This window comes from Burkholderia sp. PAMC 26561 (assembly GCF_001557535.2).
GTDB lineage: Bacteria > Pseudomonadota > Gammaproteobacteria > Burkholderiales > Burkholderiaceae > Caballeronia.
In genome coordinates this window covers 2,055,696-2,072,443 of the sequence record NZ_CP014306.1, presented here as the reverse complement: position 1 = coordinate 2,072,443, position 16,748 = coordinate 2,055,696, and the positions used below count along the sequence as shown (strand labels likewise).

18 protein-coding genes are annotated in these 16,748 nt (G+C 61.1%); 9 read left to right on the top strand and 9 right to left on the bottom strand.

Annotated elements, in window-relative coordinates; translation table 11 throughout:
* Positions 1–49 precede the first annotated feature (49 nt).
* Positions 50–922, top strand: a complete 873-nt coding sequence (locus tag AXG89_RS09595; RefSeq protein ID WP_062169440.1) for an alpha/beta hydrolase — start codon at positions 50–52, stop codon at positions 920–922.
* A 112-nt stretch (positions 923–1,034) separates the two neighbouring features.
* Positions 1,035–1,211 carry a hypothetical protein gene (locus AXG89_RS42075; protein ID WP_162916029.1) on the top strand — a complete coding sequence of 59 codons (177 nt, stop codon included), beginning with the start codon at positions 1,035–1,037 and terminating at the stop codon, positions 1,209–1,211.
* Here AXG89_RS42075 and AXG89_RS09590 read toward each other — a convergent pair.
* The gene (locus AXG89_RS09590; protein ID WP_062170482.1) at positions 1,177–2,253 is read right to left on the bottom strand and encodes an NAD-dependent epimerase/dehydratase family protein; all 1,077 of its coding nucleotides are present in this window, start codon (positions 2,251–2,253) and stop codon (positions 1,177–1,179) included. The two genes, AXG89_RS42075 and AXG89_RS09590, sit on opposite strands and share 35 nt — an antisense overlap.
* A gap of 59 nt (positions 2,254–2,312) precedes the next feature.
* On the opposite strand from AXG89_RS09590, the gene AXG89_RS09585 reads away from it, so the two are divergent.
* From AXG89_RS09585 to AXG89_RS09575, 3 genes are all read left to right on the top strand, one after another.
* Positions 2,313–3,344: a CDP-6-deoxy-delta-3,4-glucoseen reductase gene (locus tag AXG89_RS09585; protein WP_061998743.1), complete on the top strand. Its 1,032-nt coding sequence runs from the start codon at positions 2,313–2,315 to the stop codon at positions 3,342–3,344.
* A 300-nt stretch (positions 3,345–3,644) separates the two neighbouring features.
* Positions 3,645–4,829 (top strand): acetylornithine transaminase, encoded by a 1,185-nt coding sequence (locus AXG89_RS09580; RefSeq protein WP_061998742.1) that lies wholly within the window; start codon positions 3,645–3,647, stop codon positions 4,827–4,829.
* Positions 4,826–5,254, top strand: a complete 429-nt coding sequence (locus AXG89_RS09575; RefSeq protein ID WP_062169438.1) for a GNAT family acetyltransferase — start codon at positions 4,826–4,828, stop codon at positions 5,252–5,254. The genes AXG89_RS09580 and AXG89_RS09575 overlap by 4 nt, the downstream gene beginning before the upstream one ends.
* A 46-nt stretch (positions 5,255–5,300) precedes the next feature.
* Here the strand turns inward: AXG89_RS09575 and AXG89_RS09570 are convergent, their stop codons facing one another.
* The 7 genes from AXG89_RS09570 to AXG89_RS09540 all read right to left on the bottom strand — a co-directional run bounded on the left by AXG89_RS09570 (position 5,301) and on the right by AXG89_RS09540 (position 12,338).
* The gene (locus AXG89_RS09570) at positions 5,301–6,005 is read right to left on the bottom strand and encodes an ABC transporter ATP-binding protein (RefSeq protein ID WP_213777719.1); all 705 of its coding nucleotides are present in this window, start codon (positions 6,003–6,005) and stop codon (positions 5,301–5,303) included.
* Between the two features lie 47 nt (positions 6,006–6,052).
* Complete coding sequence (locus AXG89_RS09565) at positions 6,053–6,829, bottom strand: ABC transporter ATP-binding protein (RefSeq protein ID WP_056351686.1); 777 nt, start codon at positions 6,827–6,829, stop codon at positions 6,053–6,055.
* Between the two features lie 26 nt (positions 6,830–6,855).
* Complete coding sequence (locus tag AXG89_RS09560) at positions 6,856–8,025, bottom strand: ABC transporter permease subunit (RefSeq protein ID WP_061998740.1); 1,170 nt, start codon at positions 8,023–8,025, stop codon at positions 6,856–6,858.
* A 15-nt stretch (positions 8,026–8,040) separates the two neighbouring features.
* Positions 8,041–8,991, bottom strand: a complete 951-nt coding sequence (locus AXG89_RS09555; RefSeq protein WP_061998739.1) for a branched-chain amino acid ABC transporter permease — start codon at positions 8,989–8,991, stop codon at positions 8,041–8,043.
* 186 nt (positions 8,992–9,177) lie between these two features.
* Positions 9,178–10,458, bottom strand: a complete 1,281-nt coding sequence (locus tag AXG89_RS09550) for a branched-chain amino acid ABC transporter substrate-binding protein (RefSeq protein ID WP_062169436.1) — start codon at positions 10,456–10,458, stop codon at positions 9,178–9,180.
* Between the two features lie 459 nt (positions 10,459–10,917).
* Positions 10,918–11,880, bottom strand: a complete 963-nt coding sequence (gene ispH, locus AXG89_RS09545; RefSeq protein WP_061998737.1) for a 4-hydroxy-3-methylbut-2-enyl diphosphate reductase — start codon at positions 11,878–11,880, stop codon at positions 10,918–10,920.
* A gap of 2 nt (positions 11,881–11,882) precedes the next feature.
* Positions 11,883–12,338 (bottom strand): FKBP-type peptidyl-prolyl cis-trans isomerase, encoded by a 456-nt coding sequence (locus AXG89_RS09540; RefSeq protein WP_061998736.1) that lies wholly within the window; start codon positions 12,336–12,338, stop codon positions 11,883–11,885.
* Positions 12,339–12,754: 416 nt separating this feature from the next.
* Here AXG89_RS09540 and radC point away from each other — a divergent pair, with 416 nt between their 5' ends.
* The 4 genes from radC (at position 12,755) to nadB (ending at position 15,943) form a co-directional block, all read left to right on the top strand.
* Positions 12,755–13,429, top strand: coding sequence for a RadC family protein (gene radC, locus AXG89_RS09535; protein ID WP_086386624.1), 675 nt, complete (start codon positions 12,755–12,757; stop codon positions 13,427–13,429).
* A gap of 283 nt (positions 13,430–13,712) precedes the next feature.
* The gene (rpmB, locus tag AXG89_RS09530; RefSeq protein ID WP_031359861.1) at positions 13,713–13,946 is read left to right on the top strand and encodes a 50S ribosomal protein L28; all 234 of its coding nucleotides are present in this window, start codon (positions 13,713–13,715) and stop codon (positions 13,944–13,946) included.
* 11 nt (positions 13,947–13,957) lie between these two features.
* A complete protein-coding gene (rpmG, locus tag AXG89_RS09525) occupies positions 13,958–14,125 on the top strand; it encodes a 50S ribosomal protein L33 (protein ID WP_061998735.1) in 168 nt (55 codons plus the stop codon).
* A 219-nt stretch (positions 14,126–14,344) separates the two neighbouring features.
* The gene (gene nadB, locus AXG89_RS09520; protein WP_062169434.1) at positions 14,345–15,943 is read left to right on the top strand and encodes an L-aspartate oxidase; all 1,599 of its coding nucleotides are present in this window, start codon (positions 14,345–14,347) and stop codon (positions 15,941–15,943) included.
* On the opposite strand, the gene hutG is transcribed toward nadB, so the two are convergent.
* Positions 15,940–16,740, bottom strand: coding sequence for an N-formylglutamate deformylase (gene hutG, locus AXG89_RS09515; RefSeq protein WP_061998733.1), 801 nt, complete (start codon positions 16,738–16,740; stop codon positions 15,940–15,942). The two genes, nadB and hutG, sit on opposite strands and share 4 nt — an antisense overlap.
* Between the last annotated feature and the right edge of the window lie 8 nt (positions 16,741–16,748).

The following is a 16,748-nucleotide window of genomic DNA, read 5'->3' as shown; positions in this document are numbered from 1 at the left end:
CCGGGCCGGCCAAACGTAAATCCTGGCATCCCTTCGCATCAAGAACTTCATGCCAGTACAACAAAAACGCCGTACCCTGATGCTCGGTCTCGCCAGCTTGTGCGCCACGGCGCTCGCCGCATGCAGCCCTGTCAGACTTTTGAACGCAGCGATTCCGTCGAGCGGTTATCGGAAAACGGCCGATATCGCCTACGGCTCGGACGAGGAACAGGAACTCGATGTCTACGTTCCCTCGCAACCGGCCGCGCCGGGTGAAAAGCGCCCTGTCGTCGTGTTCTTTTACGGCGGAAGCTGGCAGAACGGCAGCCGCAGCAACTACCTTTTCGTAGCTCAGGCGCTGACCTCGCGTGGCTACGTAGCCGTGTTGCCCGATTACCGGAAGTATCCGGAGACGGCTTTTCCCGGTTTTGTCGATGACGCCGCTGCCGCCGTGCGCTGGGCCCGCGATCATGCGCAGGAATTTGGCGGCGATCCGGACCGCTTGTTCGTGATGGGCCATTCAGCCGGCGCGCATCTCGCGGCGTTGATCGCGACGGACCCGCGTTATCTGGCGTCGCAATCGATGTCGAAGGCCGATCTGCGCGGCGTGATCGGCCTCGCCGGACCTTACGATTTCCTGCCAATACGAGATCGCACGCTGCTCGATGTCTTCCCGGCCAGCACGCGTCCCGAAAGCCAGCCGGTCAACTACGTCACCGGCCACGAACCGCCGATGTTCCTTGCCGCCGGCACCGACGACACCACCGTCGATCCTGGCAACACCGACCGTCTCGCAGCGGTGCTGCGCAAACATGGTGATTCGGTGGAAGTGAAACACTACGACGGGTTCAGCCACGTTCGGATCGTCGCGGCGCTGGCGCTGCCCTTGCGGGGACGCTCGACCGTACTCGCGGATGTCTCGGCGTTCATCGATTCACGCTAGCTTTTTGTTAGCGTTGCAAAACGCAAACACCGTAGCCGCACTGCAGCATGCCTTTCGTCGGACCAAAATCTATACTGCTTTCACGACTATTAAAAAAAGCAGGAGGGCCGTCATGGCCGCCCACATGAGCCTTGCAATGATCGCGTTCGTGGCAATCAGCGTGGTGTTTATCGCCGGTATGATGGTGACGATGCACCTTCGCCACCGTTACCAACCGAACCTGATCGGGGCGCTGATTGGCGCATTGCTGTGCTTCATCCTGCTGGAGACGTTGCCGGTCCTGATGTGACCTCAACGCGCTTCAAGAAGTCGTCGATGCTCGGATATCGCAACGCGTAACGCATCTCCTGACGCAATCGGGCGTTTTTCAAGCGTCGCGACTCGCGCATGAACGAGAGCATCATCGGTTCGAGTTGCGCTTCGGCTTCTTCGCGCGAAACGCGCGGGGCGCGCGGCAGCCCATAGGCGTCGGCGATGCGGTCGAAATAATCGCCCATGCGCAATTCACTGTCGTCCGATGCGTGCACCACGCGCTGCGGCCGTCCACGCCGGATCGCCAGGACCATGATGGCCGCGAGATCGTCGGCATGAATGTGATTGGTGAAAACATCGTCCGCGGGCGCGAGAGCGGGTGTCCCCTTCTGCAACCTCGCAAGCGGCAACCGGTTGCCCGCGTAAATGCCGGGAATCCGCACAATCGATGCACTCATCAGACCGCGCCGTGCCGCCCGGCGCAATTGCGTTTCCGCCGATACCCGCCGTTTCGCCCGCCCGTTGTCCGGCCGCACGGGACGGGTTTCATCGATCCAGGCCCCGCCGCAATCGCCATAAACACCGGACGTGCTCGCGTAAACCACGCGTATCGGCCGGCCGCGCGCAGGGGAATCCGAAACCCGCTCGGGTACAATGGACGCTCTTTTTGTGGTGCTGGCACCGCGCGCAAAGGTCGCACGAAACCAGCCGCGCCATGCTCGTTGGCGGGCCACCGCTGTGGTCGCAACCCGTGCCACGGAACGTCGCGGCGCACTTAATGCTGCGATCAGTGCGCGGGTGCGCAAGTCGTCATCGCCGGATTTTTGGGGCGGTGCGAGATGCAGGACCGTCGAGGCAAGCCCGGCGAGGCGGCGCAGGCTGCGGCGATCGTCGAGGTCACCAATGAGCGGCGTCGTTCCGGCTGCACGCAGTTCGGCGGCGCGTGCGGGCTGGCTCGACAACGCGATCACGCGGGGCGCGGCGGCACGTTGGGCGAGTAGCGGCACGCAGCGCATGCCGACATCGCCGCAACCGGCAATCAGCACGCGCGCGCGGCGAAGTTTTCGAGTGGCAATCATGCTGTCGATTGTAGCCGCGAGCGCTTTGGCTTTTGTTTCATCCAACTCATCCAGGATCTATGGCTTTCAACGTTACGCTCCGGCAAAGCGGCCGGCAGTTTCAGGTAGAACCTGACGAAGCGGTGCTGCTCGCAGCGCTGCGCCAGGGCATCGGACTTCCTTACGGTTGCAAGAACGGAGCCTGCGGTTCGTGCAAGGGCACGGTCGTGTCCGGCGAAGTGGAGCAGGCGCCGCATTCGTCGTCGGCCTTGTCCAACGATGAAAAAACCCGCGGCATGGCGCTGCTCTGCTGTGCGACGCCCAAGGGCGATCTCGTGGTCGACGTGCGCGAAGTCGCCGGCGTAGGAGACATCCAGGTCAAGAAGCTGCCCTGCCGCGTGAACGCGCTCGAGCGCAAGGGCACGGATGTCGTGGAGCTGAAGCTGCAGTTGCCCGCGAACGAACGGCTGCAGTATCTGGCCGGGCAGTACATCGAATTCATTCTGAAGGACGGCAAGCGCCGCAGTTATTCGATGGCAAGCCCGCCGCACCATGAAGGCCCGATCGAGCTGCATATCCGTCACATGCCCGGCGGCACCTTCACGGACCACGTGTTCGGCAACATGAAAGAGCGTGACATCCTGCGCTTCGAAGGCCCGCTCGGCACGTTCTTCCTGCGCGAAGATTCCGAGAAGCCGATCGTCCTGCTCGCATCCGGTACGGGCTTTGCGCCGATCAAGGCAATCATCGAGCATGCGGTGTTCAAGAACCTGAACCGTCCCATGACGCTTTATTGGGGCGGGCGCCGCAAGCAGGACCTGTACATGATGGAGCTCGCCGAACAATGGGCGAAAGAAGTGCCGAACTTCTCGTTCGTTCCGGTTTTGTCAGAACCCGATGAAACCGATGCATGGACCGGCCGGACCGGCTTTGTTCATCGTGCTGTCATTGAAGATCTGCCAGACTTGAGCGCGTACCAGGTTTACGCATGTGGCGCGCCGGTGATGGTGGAATCGGCGCAACGCGACTTCACGAATCATCACCGCTTGCCGGAGGACGAATTCTTCGCCGACTCGTTCACCAGCGCGGCCGATCTCGCGAATCCGGTCTGATCGGGTCTGTTCGTCAAGGTCCAGGACGTGACGGTTCGATAAAAATCGGCCGCCACGGTTTACATGCAGGAACTTCCTATCGTATTCTTCGCAGATGCTCAGCCTCCAGACCAATCTTCGACGTCGCCGCTCGCCGCTCCCTTAGGGATGCCGCTGGCTCGTCACGGATTGGCGCTTGATTTCAAGCCTGCGCACATTTCGCCACCATGAAGCCACGGACATCCGTGGCTTTTTGCATTTCTGGTGCCGTCTTGAACTTCGCCGCTTTTTTCCTTTGCTGTTTTTGTGGAGCCCGCCGTCATGAATTTCCAAGAGTATCCCGTCGAATCGTTGATGTTCATCACGAACCGTCCCGAGATCGTGTTCACGCACGGCAAGGGTTCATGGCTCTACGACAACAACGAGAAGCGATACCTGGATTTCATCCAGGGCTGGGCCGTGAACAGTCTCGGCCATTGCAACGACGGCATGATCGAAGCCCTGAACAAGCAGGCGCGCACGCTGATCAACCCGTCGCCGGCGTTCTACAACGCGCCCATGGCCCAGCTCGCCGGATTGCTGAGCGCCAATAGCTGCTTCGACAAAGTGTTCTTTGCCAACAGCGGCGCCGAAGCCAACGAAGGCGCGATCAAGCTCGCGCGCAAGTGGGGCAAGAAGTTCAAGGGCGGCGCGTACGAGATCATCACCTTCGACCATAGCTTCCACGGGCGCACGCTCGCGACCATGTCGGCATCGGGCAAACCGGGTTGGGACACCATATACGCACCGCAAGTGCCGGGCTTTCCGAAGGCCGATTTGAACGATATTGCATCGGTTGAAAAACTCATTACCGATAAAACCGTCGGCGTCATGCTCGAACCCATCCAGGGCGAAGGCGGCGTGATCCCGGCCACGCGCGAGTTCATGCAGGCGTTGCGCGAGCTGACGAAGAAGCACAACCTGCTGATGATCGTCGATGAAGTGCAAAGCGGTTGCGGCCGCGCCGGCACGTTGTTCGCGTATGAATTGTCGGGCGTGGAGCCGGACATCATGACGCTGGGCAAAGGTATCGGCGGCGGCGTGCCGTTGGCGGCGTTGCTGTCGACCAAGGAAGTCGCATGCTTCGAACCGGGCGATCAGGGCGGCACGTACAACGGCAATCCGTTGACCACAGCCGTGGGTTTTTCGGTGATCTCGCAACTGACGGCGCCGGGTTTCCTCGAAGGCGTGCGTGAACGCGGCGAGTATCTGAAAGCGCAGTTGCTGCAGCTTTCGGAGGAACGCGGCTTTAACGGTGAACGCGGCGAAGGATTGCTGCGCGCGCTGCTGCTGAACAACGACAACGGCCCGAAAATCGTCGAAATGGCGCGCGACATGGGTCCGGACGGTTTGCTGCTGAACGCCGCCCGCCCGAACCTGTTGCGCTTCATGCCGGCGCTGAACGTGACGAAGGACGAGATCGACCAGATGTTGTCGATGCTGCGCTCCATCCTCGACAAGCTGTGATCATCCGCGTTTTCGATGAGCGCGACACGGACGCCGTGCTCGCGCTCTGGTCGGAGGTTTTTCCGGAGTATGCGGTACCGGGAAAACCGCAGCGGGACCCGCGTTTATCGATACGGAACAAGCTGGCCATGCAACCCGAACTATTCTTCGTCGGCGTGCTGGGCGAGCGCGTGATCGGGACGGTGATGACGGGCTACGACGGACATCGCGGATGGCTTTATTCGCTCGCGGTCGCCGAGGATCAGCGCGGGAACGGCTACGGGCGGGCGCTGGTCGAACATGCGGAACGGGCGCTTGCATCGCTTGGATGTCCGAAGCTCAATCTGCAGATCATGGCGAACAAGCCGGAGACGCGGGCGTTCTATGCAAAGCTCGGGTATCACATGGACGAAGTCGTGAGCCTCGGCAAACGGCTTCAGGCGTAAAAAAACCGCATGCCTGATGAAGGCATGCGGTTTTATCAACAACGCGTCATTCGCCCAGGTAAGCCGCGCGAACCTTCGGATCATCGAGCATGGTCTTGGCGTCGCCGGACATGGTGACGAGACCCGAATCCATCACGTAGCCACGATTCGCCGCCTGCAACGCAAGCCGTGCGTTCTGCTCGACCAGCAACACGGTCAGGCCTTCAGAAGAAATCTCGCGCACCACTTCGAAAATCTTCTCGACCATGATTGGGGAGAGACCCATTGACGGCTCATCGAGCAAGAGCAGTTTCGGGCGCGACAACAACGCGCGCGCCATCGCCAGCATCTGCTGCTCGCCGCCCGACAACGTGCCCGCATATTGCGCCGCACGTTCCTTCAGGCGAGGGAAGAAACCGAACATGCGATCAGTGTCCTTCTGAATCTCGTCACTGTCGTTGCGCAAGTACGCGCCCATCTGCATATTTTCCAGAATCGACATGCGCGCGAAGATGCCGCGGCCTTCCGGCACCATCGCGAGACCGCGCTTGAGCAACTCATGCGAGGGCACGCCCTTGATGGACTTGCCCATGTATTCAATGTCGCCCGCCGAATACGGCTTCAGACCCGTGATGGCTTTCATCGTGGTCGTCTTGCCCGCGCCGTTCGCGCCGATCAGCGTCACGAGTTCGCCCTGCCCGACTTCCAGATCCACGCCCTTCACCGCGTGGATGCCGCCGTAGCTCACCTGCAGGCCCTTGATCTTGAGCATCGCCGTGCCGGCCGCCATTCCGTTATTCATACCGTTCGTCGTCGCCATCAGTGAACCCCTGCCCCGAGATAAGCCTCGATCACCTTCGGGTCCTTCTGCACGTCCTGCGGCAGACCCTCGGCGATCACCTTGCCGTAATCGAGCACCGTCATCCGGTTGCACAATCCCATCACCAGTTTCACATCGTGTTCGATCAGCAAGATCGTACGGCCGTCGCTGCGGATCTTGTCGAGCAAGCGCGTGAGTTCGACTTTCTCCGTGGCGTTCATGCCGGCGGCGGGTTCATCGAGTGCGAGAAGCTTCGGATCGGTCGCCAGGGCGCGTGCGATTTCCAGACGCCGCTGGTGACCGTACGACAAGTTGCGCGACGTGTAGTCCGCGTATTGCAAGACGCCCACGTACTCCAGCAGTTCCAGTGCGCGTTCCTTGATTTCCTTCTCTTCGCGACGCTCCGAAGGCGTCTGCAACACCGCGCCGATCAAGCCGTGCTTCGTGCGGACATGCCGCCCGACCATCACGTTCTCGAGCGCGGTCATGCCGCCGAACAAACGGATGTTCTGGAACGTGCGCGCAATGCCGGCCTTCGCGACCTGATGCACGGCGGTCGGCGTATAAGGCGTGCCGTCGAGCACGAACGAGCCCGAGTCCGGCGTGTACAAGCCCGTGATCACGTTGAAGAAGGTCGTCTTGCCGGCGCCGTTCGGGCCGATCAAACCGTAGATCTGGCCTTCCCGGATTTCGAGGCCGACTTCGGACAGCGCCTGCAGGCCACCGAAGCGTTTGTTCACGCCCTTGACCGACAGTCGAATGGGTTTATCGCTCATTGTGTTTTCTCCGCTCTCTTGTGGCGTCAGGCGCGGACCGGCTTCTTGCCGGCGCGCTTTGCGATCTTCGCGATCTTGTCTTCATGTTTCGGCGACGGCCACAGGCCTTCCGAGCGATACAGCATGATCAGCACCATCGCGAGGCCGTACAGCAGCTGGCGGATGACTTCGGTATCGACGATCTGATGACCGAAGATGGCGTTCTGCAGCGGACCCATGGTCGAGCGCAGGAATTCCGGAAACACGGCGAGCAGCACCGCGCCCAGGATCACGCCCGGGATGTGGCCCATGCCGCCGAGCACCACGCAGGCGAGCACCACGATCGATTCCCAGAAGGTGAACGATTCCGGCGATACGAATCCCTGAAACGTGCCGAACATCGCGCCCGACAAACCGCCGAACGACGCACCCATCGCAAACGCCAGCAGCTTCACGTTACGCGTGTTGATGCCCATCGCTTTTGCGGCGATTTCGTCCTCGCGGATCGCGGCCCATGCACGGCCGATCCGCGAGTGCTGCAAGCGCACGCACACGAAGATCACGAAGAGCGAACACAGCACGAACAGGTAGTAGTAGTTGTAGACGGATGGGAAGTTGAACCCGAACAACGAATGCGTCTTCGACAAATCGAACCCGAACAACGACACCGGATCGACGCCCGTGATCCCCTTCGGCCCGTTCGTGATGTTGACCGGACGATCCAGGTTGTTCATGAAGATCCGGACGATTTCCCCGAAGCCCAGGGTCACGATGGCGAGATAATCGCCGCGCAGACGAAGCGTAGGCGCACCCAGCAGCACGCCGAACGTGGCGGCCAGCGCCATCGCGCAGGGCACGATGACCCAGATCGGCGCATGCAGGCCGCCGGGGAACAGGTGCGCGATCCACTCGAACTGCGAGGTCAGTTGCGGCGACGAAAGCAACGCAGCCACATAAGCGCCCACGGCGTAGAACGCGATGTAGCCCAGGTCCAGCAGCCCGGCGAAACCCACCACCACGTTCAGGCCCAGCGCGAGCATGACGTACAGCATCGCGAAGTCGAGCACGCGGACCCAGTAATTGCCGCCCGCGGCGCCGATGATCATCGGCGCGAGGATCACGAGCGCTGCGACCAGCACGGTCACCGCGTAATTCTTCGCCGTTTTTCTTTCAGGGATGAGCGTGGTCGACGGCTCGATTGGTTGAATTGAAGTCATGCTTGGTCTCCCTGTTTAAGCGCGATCTGCGACACGTTCGCCGAGCAAGCCCGACGGACGGAACACCAGCACGATGATCAGCACCACGAACGCGAACACGTCCTGGTAGTTACTGCCGAACACACCGCCCGTCAGATTGCCGATATACCCCGCCCCCAGTTGCTCGATCAGTCCCAGCAGCACGCCGCCGACCATCGCCCCGCCCAGGTTGCCGATACCGCCCAGCACCGCCGCGGTAAATGCCTTCAGCCCCGGGATGAAGCCCATGTAGAAGTGGGCGTTGCCATACTCGGACGCGATCATCACGCCGGCCAGGGCAGCCAACGCCGAGCCGATCATGAAGGTCGCGGAGATCACGAAGTTCGGGTTCACGCCCATCAGCGACGCGACGCCCGGGTTCTCGGCGATGGCGCGCATTGCGCGGCCGAGCTTCGTCTTGTGAACCAGCAGCAACAAGCCGCCCATCACGAGGAACGCCACCACGATGATCACGATTTCCGTCATCGAGATGACGGCGCCCGGACGATCGGCCGTGGCGGTGATCACGTTGATTGGATCAGTCGGCAGGAGCTGGGGGAAGGCCAGCGGATTGCGGCCCCAGATCATCATGGCGAGCGTCTGGAGAAGAATCGACACGCCAATGGCTGTAATCAGCGGAGCCAGGCGGGGCGCCCGGCGCAACGGCCGGTAAGCCACGCGTTCAATGGTGTAGCCGACCAGCGCGCAGACGACCGCGGCGACCACCAGCGCAATGACCAGCACCAGCGATAACGGCAAGCCCGGAAAATGATTCTGCATCACGCCAATCGCAGAAAGCGCGACCATGGCGCCGACCATCAGCACGTCGCCGTGCGCAAAGTTGATGATGCCTAGAATCCCGTACACCATCGTGTAACCCAACGCGATGATGGCGTAGACGCTGCCTAGCACCAGCCCGTTGATAATCTGCTGGATGAAAATATCCATTGAAGGCTCCTTAGCCCGTGCGACTAGATTTACGCTTTATCGCTGGCCGATAAACCGAAGGGAAGAAAAAAACGCAACGGCACCGCGCGTACTTGAAAAAAAACTCTAAAACGTCTGAAACTGACTACGTATCTAAGGGATTGCCTTGAGTCCCGCGCATGCGCCGCGCGGCGCTGCAGCACAGGGTCAGGGCGTTATGACGTCGATGACGTTCTTCTTGTTATCCTTGAAATCGATTAGCGTGATCGCGCCGCCGCCTTTCAAATCGCCTTTGTCATCGAACGCGATATGACCCGTCAGGCCATTGAAATCCGTCGAGCCGATTGCCGTCAGCACCTTGGGTGCTTCAACCGAGTTAGCGCGTTTCATTGCGTCGACAATCACGTAGACCGCGTCGTAGGTGAACGGCGCGTAGTCCTGGACCGGGGAGTGGAAACGCGCTTCATAACGTTTCTCGAAGTCCGCGCCTTTATCGAGTTTCGACAGGCTCACGCCGAGTTCCGTGCACACCACGTTCGGCGACGCGTTGCCCGCAAGCGTCGCCATGTCGGCGGAACAAAGTCCGTCGCCGCCGAGGATTTTCGCCTTCAGCCCGAGCGCCGCCGCCTGTTTCGCGAACGGGCCGCCCGTTACGTCCATGCCGCCGAACATCACCACGTCGGGCTGGACGCGCTTGATCTTGTTCAGGATCGCCTTGAAGTCCCTGGACTTGTCGGTCGTGGCCTCGTGGCCTGCAATCCGGCCGCCGTTCGCCACCACCGCTTTCGCAAATTCGTTAGCGAGACCGCGACCGTAGATGCTGGCATCGTCCACGACCACGATGCGCTTGCCGCGCAGCGTCTTCACCGCGTAGTTCGCGAGGACCGCGCCCTGGCGGGTGTCCGTCGGGATTACGCGAAAGGTCGTCTTGAAACCTTGCTGCGTGTACGCGGGATTCGTCGTGGCCCCGGAAATCTGCGCCACATTCGCGTCGCTGTAGATCTTCGATGCCGGAATCGATACCGCCGAGTTCAGATGGCCGACCACCGCCACGACGTGATCCGCCACCAGTTGCTGCGCTGCTGCGGTGCCCTTCTTCGGATCGGCGGCGTCATCTTGCGCGTCGAGTTCGAGATGGATCGCGTGACCGTCGATGGTCAGTCCCTGCGCGCTGATTTCCTCGATAGCCAGCCGCGCGCCGTTTTCATTGTCTTGCCCGAGGTGAGCCAGCGGTCCGCTGAGCGGAGCGACATGGCCAATTTTCACGACCGTTGCATTGCTGGCAGGCGTGGGCGCTGACGCCGCACTTGCCGCTGCGTCCGCTGCCGAAGCTGCCGACCCCGCCGGCGCACTTGCCGCGACGCTTGCCGATGCTTCCGGCGTCGCCGACGCCCCAACGGCTGGTTCGTTTTCACTCTTTTTGCTGCATGCCGTTGCCATCGCAACCGCAGCCGCGATGGTCACAACAAAGCCAAACTTAATTCGCATTCAGTAGGTCTCCGGCGCCTTCAAAAGCTGGTGTTTCCAGCCCATCCGGCTTGGAACGCGCGCATTGTAACTCGGTTTTTGAGACGTGCAATATTGTTGATTGACAGGGGTTTTCCTCCATTGCAACCCCATTTTTCAACGCGAATGAGCGCAAGAGCGCAACCGGGTTGCGCTCCACGACGGTGCGCAAGTTGCACCATTCGCTGGCGCTGTGGGTAAACACTGAGCTGTGCCTGTGAATTGCGGAAGGAAAATTATTTCGTCGAATGCACCTGAAAAGTGCATCGATTCTACTGCGCGGAGAGTTGGATTTCCGTTGTCGCAAGCCTCGCTGACATTAATTGACTTCAGCGAGTGCGTTTTCTTGATAAAAAAAACCGCGCCAACTCAAGTCGGCGCGGTTTTTCAGCTGCGACGGCTGTCCAGCCCTATGTATCCAGCCCTATGTATAAAGGCGGCTTACTTCTCCGACGGCAGAGTCAGCCCGCGCGGCAATGGGAACGACACCTTTTCCTCAATACCCTCGAGCGGCCGCACATTGCGTACGCCCAACTCGCGCAGCCGCGCAATCACGGCTTGCGCCAACACTTCCGGTGCCGAGGCGCCCGCCGTCACGCCGATGCGCTTTTTCCCTTCGACCCATTTGGGATCGATCTGCGTGGGCGAATCCACCATATAGGCCGGAATGCCGCGCTTTTCTGCCACTTCGCGCAAGCGGCTGGAGTTCGAGCTATTCGGGCTGCCGACCACGATCACCACATCGCACTGTGGCGCGAGAAACTTCACCGCATCCTGACGATTCTGCGTGGCGTAGCAAATATCCTGCTTCTTCGGCTCTTTCACCGACGGATATTTCGACTTCAGCGCCTGGATGATTGCCGACGCGTCATCCACCGAGAGCGTGGTCTGCGTCACATAGGCGATGCGGTTCGGGTCCGCAAGCGCCAGCGCCTGCACGTCCTCGATATCCTCGACCAGATGCATGCCCTGCCCGCTCTGACCCATGGTGCCTTCCACTTCGGGATGGCCCTTGTGCCCGATCATCACGATATCGAAGCCGTCCTGGCGCATCTTCGCGACTTCCATATGCACTTTGGTCACGAGCGGACACGTAGCGTCGAATACACGCAAACCGCGCGTCTCCGCCTCGGCGCGAACCGCCTTCGACACCCCGTGCGCACTGAAAATCAGCGTGCTGCCTTCGGGCGCATCCGCCAGGTCTTCGATAAACACCGCGCCTTTCTTGCGCAGGTCCTCTACGACATAGGCGTTGTGCACGATCTCGTGACGCACGTAGATGGGCGCGCCGAACAGCGCAATGGCCCGCTCCACGATTTCGATCGCACGATCGACGCCCGCACAGAAGCCGCGCGGCTGCGCGAGGAGAATTTCGACATCGAGAAGGGTGTCAGTGGAGCTCATGGCTACAGAATTCCGATGATTTTCACTTCGAACGCCAGCGGCTGGCCGGCAAGCGGATGGTTGAAATCGAACAGCGCAGAGGTTTCGCCGACTTCCTTCAGGACGCCCGCATAGCGGCCGCCTCCAGGCGCGTTGAACTCCACGAGATCGCCGGGCGAAAAATTCTCGCCGATCATGGCGTTCTCGCGCAGCGTGGCAAGCGACACCCACTGGAGCATGTCCGGGTTGCGCGGACCGAACGCCTGCTCGGGCGTCAGCCGAAAGGTCGAGTGGTGCCCCACTTTCAGACCCATCAGAATGTCTTCAAGCGGCGGAGCAAGGTGGCCCTCGCCCAGCAAAAGCGTGGCGGGTTTGTCGGCGAACGTGCTGACAATGTCCGCACCATCCTCAAGCGCCAGCCGGTAGTGAAGCGTGACGTGCGAACCGGGTTTCACTTCGGAGATATCGATGATGCTCATGTTTGATCGTATTAGCCGTAAAAGCCGCAATCACCTTGTCAGTCGGCGCTGCCGCCCAATAAAGGACCGTGCGTCCGGACGAGACGCTGTCTTGGCGAAAGCCTGGCTGACGCCCGGGAGCCGCGCCACTTGCGGCCTGATATCGGGCGTAAATGCCCGCCAGACCATCAGCAAGGCGCCCAGGGAGGCGCGAAACCCCCATTGTAAGCCACAGTGCCTCGGCCTCGCCTTAGTCTCTCCAGCCGCCCTGAACGACATCGGGCAGCCGCGCGCTAGCGGCTCGCCCTCAACCGGAGCACGCCATGAACGCCCGTCTTGAATTAGTGCAAACCGATTCTCCCTGCATTGCCGATGCCTTTCGGACAGCGCCTCTTCCTCTTCCTCTTCCTGGCGATGACAGTCTCGCTGCACCGCGCATGCTCGACTGGCCCGAGCATGATCGTCCGCGTGAGCGCCTCTTGCAGCAAGGTGCGCACGCGTTGTCGGATGCCGAGCTGCTGGCTTTGTTCCTAAACACGGGGCGGCCGGGCATGACATCGGTGGATGTTGCGCGCGGCCTCCTCACACGGTTCGAATCGATTCGCGGCGTGCTCGGAGCGAGTGCGACCGAATTACGCAGGTTCGGCGGTATCGGGCCGGCCAAGGCGGCGCTGCTACTGGCGGTGTCCGAGCTATGCCAGCGGGCCTTGGCCGAGAAAACGCGGGACCGGCCGCTGCTTGATGCGCCCCAGGCGGTCGAAGACTATCTGAAGTGGCTGATCGGCAACCGGCCGAACGAGGTGTTCGTCACCCTGTTCCTGGACGTACGGCATTGCCTGATAACCGTAGACGAATCGGCCAAGGGGTCGCTCTCGCGCGTAGCCGTCTATCCTCGGGAAATCGTGCGCCGGGCGCTGACGCTGAACGCGGGGAGCCTGATCGTGGCGCATAATCACCCCTCGGGCGGCGTCACGCCGAGCGCGAGCGACCGCCGGCTGACCCGCTTGCTGCACGAGGCGCTGGCCCTTATCGATATCCGGTTGCTGGATCATCTGGTCGTGGCGTCGAACGAAGTATTTTCTTTTTCGCGACAGGGCTGGATGCCAAGTTGACCGGCGTTTGATCGGCGAACGACGGCGAAACATTGTCCAGACGGCCCATACAAGGCGAAAAAGTCACGAAATCAACTGTGCGCGGCGCGCTCGGGTACCTCCTTCGATACCAAAAAGAGTTGATTTTGCTGGTTTTTTGCGGTTAGAATCTCGGTTTGCTTCTTTCAACCAACCTGTTCCGAGCGTACGCAGTCATTTCGGGCAAGCCTCTCCGGTAGCCCGTAGCGGTCCAAAGTGTACTTGGCGTTCGAACTCAGAATTAAAGCGTATTAGGAGTGCTCTCATGGCACGTGTATGCCAAGTAACCGGGAAGGGGCCGATGAGCGGCAACAACGTTTCCCATGCGAACAACCGCACCAAGCGTCGTTTCCTGCCCAATCTGCAAAACCGTCGCTTCTTCGTTGAAAGCGAAAACCGTTGGGTTCGTCTGCGTCTCTCGAACGCCGGCCTTCGCCTGATCGACAAGAACGGCATCGACTCCGTGCTCGCAGATTTGCGCGCACGTGGTGAAGTCTAAGGAGCACGAAAATGGCCAAGGGCGCACGCGACAAGATCAAGCTGGAATCGACCGCTGGCACGGGTCACTTCTACACGACCACGAAGAACAAGCGCAACATGCCGGAAAAGATGGCGATCAAGAAGTTTGATCCCGTTATCCGCAAGCACGTTGACTACAAGGAAACGAAGATCAAATAAGGTCTCTGTTTCGTTTGTATCGCTGCACAAAAAGCCTCGCTTCTGCGAGGCTTTTTGCTTTGGTTCAGCCGGTCTTCGCTCATTCCTTCGCCCTACTGGCCGAACGGCAAAGTGTCGGTCGCGTTTCCCACGCGTTATGCTTGTCGGCCAAACTTTTTTACGTGCTATCGGCGTGAATCGAAAGTCATGGCGGACAACAACTGACGGAGACATGGCAGGATGAATTTCGATGTGGCAATCATCGGCAGCGGACTGGCGGGCCTGAGCGTCGCCCTGAATCTTGCGCACACGCGGCGCGTCGTGATCCTCGCCAAGCGCAGCGTGAGCGAAGGCGCAAGCGATTGGGCGCAAGGCGGAATTGCAGCGGTGCTCGACTCCGGCGACAGCACGGACAACCATGTCGATGACACGCTCATCGCCGGCGCCGGACTGTGCGACGCCGCCGCCACGCGCTTCATCGTGGACAACGGGCGCGCGGCTATCGAATGGCTGATCGAACAAGGGGTGCCGTTCACCAGGGATGGCTCGGCCGAACTCGGCTTTCATCTGACGCGCGAAGGCGGCCACAGCCACAGGCGGGTCATTCACGCCGCCGACGCCACGGGCCACGCGGTCGTCACAACGCTCAACGAGCGCGTGCGCAATCACCCGAATATCACCGTCCTCGAAGATCATCACGCGATAGACCTGATCACGTCCGAGCATCTCGGGCTCCCCGGGCATCGATGTCACGGGCTGTATGCGCTCGATATTGCCAGCGGGCGCACCGTCACCATCGAGGCGCCGCATACGGTGCTTGCGACGGGCGGCGCCGGGAAGGTCTATCTCTACACTACGAACCCCGACACCGCGACGGGCGACGGCATTGCGATGGCCTGGCGCGCGGGCTGCCGCGTGTCGAACATGGAGTTCATCCAGTTCCACCCGACCTGCCTGTTTCATCCGTACGCCAAGTCGTTCCTGATCTCCGAAGCGGTCCGCGGCGAAGGCGGCATCCTCCGCTTGCCCGATGGAACCCGCTTCATGCCCGCGCACGACGAACGCGCCGAACTGGCGCCACGCGATATCGTGGCCCGGGCGATCGACTTCGAGATCAAGAAGCGCGGTATCGACTGCGTGTATCTCGATATCAGCCACCAGCCCGAGGCGTTCCTGCAGGAGCACTTCCCTACCATCCTCGCGCGCTGCCGGGAGTTCGGTATTGATATAACGAAGGAGCCGATTCCCGTCGTGCCGGCCGCGCATTACACATGCGGCGGCGTGGTCACGGACCTGGCCGGCCGCACGGATCGCGCTGGACTTTATGCAGTGGGAGAAACGTCGTGCACGGGCTTGCACGGCGCCAACCGGCTGGCGAGCAATTCGCTGCTCGAATGTCTCGTGATCGGACGCGCCGCGGCGCAAGCCATGGAAGCCGAAGGGTATGCCACGAGCGCGCATGCACCGCTGCCCGCATGGGACGAAAGCCGCGTTTCCGATCCCGACGAGGAAGTTGTCGTCGCGCACAATTGGGACGAATTGCGCAGGCTGATGTGGAATTACGTGGGGATCGTACGCACGGATAAACGCCTCGCCCGCGCGCAGCATCGGATTGCGTTGCTACGGGACGAAATCCACGAGTACTACGCGAACTTCAAGGTGAGCCGGGACTTGCTCGAACTGCGCAATCTGGTCGATGTCGCTTCAATGATCGTTGAAAGCGCGTGTTCGCGGCGTGAAAGCCGCGGCCTGCATTTCAGCCGCGATTGGCCGGAGACATTGCCGAAGGCGCTGCCGACCGTGCTCACGCCGCCCGCGGTCAGGCGGCGTGAAGGTTAGCCCTCTCGCACGGCATCCAGCGCGCACTGCACCAGATCCTGAATCAACGGCGCGACTTGGCCGGCGCGCGTTTCGTCGTATGCATATGGGCGCGTTTCTTCCATATACGTGATCTGCGAGAGTTCGAGCTGGACCGCGTGGATGCCGTCCTGCGGCTTGCCGAAATGACGCGTGATGTAGCCGCCCTTGAAGCGCCCGTTCGCAACAGCCGTGTACACGCCGGTCCTGGCGACCATCGCCTCGAGCTTTTCACCGAGTCCCGCGACCGCGCTCTCGCCGCCTGCCGTGCCCAGGTTGAAGTCGAAGAGCTTGCCATCGAAGAAACGCGGCACGTGCGAGCGGATGGAATGCGCCTCCCACAACAGCACCTTGCCGTGCGCGGCTTTCAGACGCGCCAGTTCTTCGCTCAACGCATCGTGGTACGGCCGCCAGTATTTTTCGCGACGATCCGCAATCTGTGCTTCGGTCGGCGCGCCACCTTCCGGGTAAAGCGGCTCGCTGTTGAAGGTATCGACGGGACAAAGGCCGGTTGTATCGCGTCCCGGGTAGAGGTTCGCGCCATCGGGCGGACGGTTAAGGTCGATCACGTAGCGCGAATTGAACGGCGCGAGAATCGACGCGCCCATGTCCGCCGCGAACCCGTAGAGACGTTCGAGATGCCAGTCGGTGTCGTCGACCTCGCGGGCGATCGGATTCATGGTCGCGGCAACGTCCGCCGGAATCTGCGTGCCGGCGTGGGGAATCGAAATCAGCAGCGGCGCGGTGCCGCGCTTCAAGGTGAAAACTTGATCGGTCATGGGTGGAT